Source organism: Nonomuraea turkmeniaca (genome assembly GCF_005889735.1).
In the GTDB taxonomy this organism is placed as follows: domain Bacteria; phylum Actinomycetota; class Actinomycetes; order Streptosporangiales; family Streptosporangiaceae; genus Nonomuraea; species Nonomuraea turkmeniaca.
In genome coordinates, this window is record NZ_VCKY01000493.1 from 1 (window position 1) to 2,400 (window position 2,400).

A 2,400-nucleotide genomic window follows, 5' to 3' on the forward strand; every position below is an offset into this window, starting at 1 on the left:
GGGGGTTCCGGATCGAGCCGGGTGAGGTCGAGGCGGTGCTGCACGGTCATCCGGACGTCGCCCAGGCTGCGGTCGTCGTCCGTGAAGACGTCCCGGGTGACAAGCGGCTGGTGGCGTACGTGGTGCCTGGCGACGGTGCCACGGTGGATGACGGGCTGCGGGACTACCTTGCCCGGCGGCTGCCGGAGTACATGGTGCCCGCCGCGGTGGTGACGCTGTCTGCGTTGCCGTTGACGCCGAACGGGAAGCTGGACCGCAAGGCGCTGCCCGCTCCGGAGTATGTGAGCGGGTCGGGCCGGGCTCCGGCCACGGTGCAGGAGCAGATCCTGTGCGAGGTGTTCGCGGAGGTGTTGGGCCTGGAGTCGGCCGGTGTGGATGATGACTTCTTCCAGCTGGGCGGCCATTCGCTGCTGGCGGTGTCGCTGGTCGAGCTACTGCGTGGCCGTGGCGTGTCGGTGTCGGTGCGGGCGTTGTTCGAGTCGCCCACCCCGGCGGGCCTGGCCCGGTCGGCCGGTGTCGATGCGGTGGAGGTGCCGGAGAACCTCATTCCGGCCGATGCCGAGCGGATCACGCCGGAGATGTTGCCGCTGGTCGATCTGTCCGCGGACGAAATAGAACGAGTCGTCGCCACGGTGGAGGGCGGTGCGGCGAACGTGGCGGACGTGTATCCGCTGGCACCGCTGCAGGAAGGCATGCTCTTCCACCATCTGCTCGCCGGCGACGGCACCGATGTGTATGTCTCGCTGCAGGTGCTCGAGTTCGACTCGCGGGCCCGGCTGGACGGATTCGCGCAGGCGCTGCAGCGGGTGATCGACCGGCACGACATCTACCGCACCGGCGTCGTGTGGGAAGGACTGCGGGAACCGGTCCAGGTGGTGTGGCGGCAAGCCACGCTGTCGATGGTCGAACACGCGCTGGACGCCGGCCAGGAAAGGCCGGCGGGCGCCCTGGTGCGCCTGGCGGGATCGGCGATGGATCTGGGCCGGGCGCCGTTGATGGACCTGCACATCGCCGAGGTGGCTGAGGGCCGCTGGCTGGGGTTGGTGCGGATGCACCACATGGTGCAGGACCACCAGGGCATGGACGTGCTCGTCCAGGAACTGCGGGCGGTGCTGTCGGGGCAGGACGGGCAACTGGCGCCGGCACTGCCGTTCCGGAACTTCGTGGCGCAGGCTCGTGGCGCTGTGTCGCGGGTGGAGCACGAGCGATTCTTCGCCGAGCTGCTGAGCGACGTGACCGAGACGACGGCGCCGTTCGGGCTGCTGGATGTGCGGGGCGACGACGTCGATGTGGTGTCCGAGCGCGTCCCCATCCCAGACGAGGTCGTGGCCCGATTGCGGGAACTGGCGCAGCGAATGGGCATCAGCGCGGCCACGGTGTTGCACGTGGCGTGGGCGCGGGTGCTGGCTGTGCTGGCGGGCCGCGACGACGTGGTCTTCGGCACGGTCCTGCTCGGGCGGATGAACGCCGGCGAGGGCGCCGACCGAGTCGTCGGTCCGTTCATCAACACGCTGCCGGTGCGGGTGCGCACTGGTCAGATCGGGGTACGGGCGGCCGTCGAGGAGATGCGGACGCAGCTTGCCGCGCTGCTGGAGCACGAGCACGCCCCGCTGGCGGTGGCGCAGCAGGCCGCCGGGCTGGTCGGTGACACGCCGCTGTTCACCTCCCTGTTCAACTACCGGCACATCGCCGGCAACGCCGCGGTCCAGGACACGGAGGCCGACGGGCAGCCGGTGATCCAGGGGATCCGGACCGTCTTCGGGCAGGTGCGGAACAGCTACCCGTTGACCGTGTCGGTGAATGACGCAGGTCCGGAAGGGCTGAGCCTGACCGTGCTGGCGGTGAGCTCCGTCGATGCGCGTGAGGTCGGATCGCTGGTTTGCACCGCGGTGGAGAACCTGGCCACCGCGCTCACCGCGGCCCTCGATGGTGGCCCGGACGCCGCGCTGAGTTCAGTGGCCGTCCTTGATTCCGCCGCGCGCGACCTCGTGGTCGAGCAGTGGAACGACACCTCCGTGCCGGACCTCCGCCCTGTGGTTCTTCGCCTGGTCGAGCGTCAGGCGGCGGCGACTCCGGATGCGGTTGCGGTGGTGGCCGGTGGTGTCGAGGTCTCTTATGCGGAGTTGGACGCTGCTGCTAATCGGTTGGCCGGTTATCTGCAGGGGCTGGGTGTGGGGGCGGAGTCGGTAGTCGGGTTGTGTCTGCCGTCCGGGACGCAGATGATCACGGCGATTCTGGGTGTGTGGAAGGCGGGGGCGGCTTATCTGCCGATTGATGGGCGGTTGCCGGGTGAGCGGATCGCGTTCATGCTGGCCGACAGCCAGGCGCGGGTCGTGGTCGCGGACCGGGATGCCGGCATGGTGCCGGCTGGCGGGTCGATGGGTGTTCCGGTGGTCTGGT

At 69.7% G+C, this 2,400-nt stretch carries 1 protein-coding gene; it reads left to right on the forward strand.

The window, feature by feature from the left end; genetic code table 11:
• Positions 1 to 2,400 (forward strand): condensation domain-containing protein (locus tag ETD86_RS53955; RefSeq protein ID WP_138674323.1); only part of this gene is annotated, 2,400 nt, incomplete at both ends.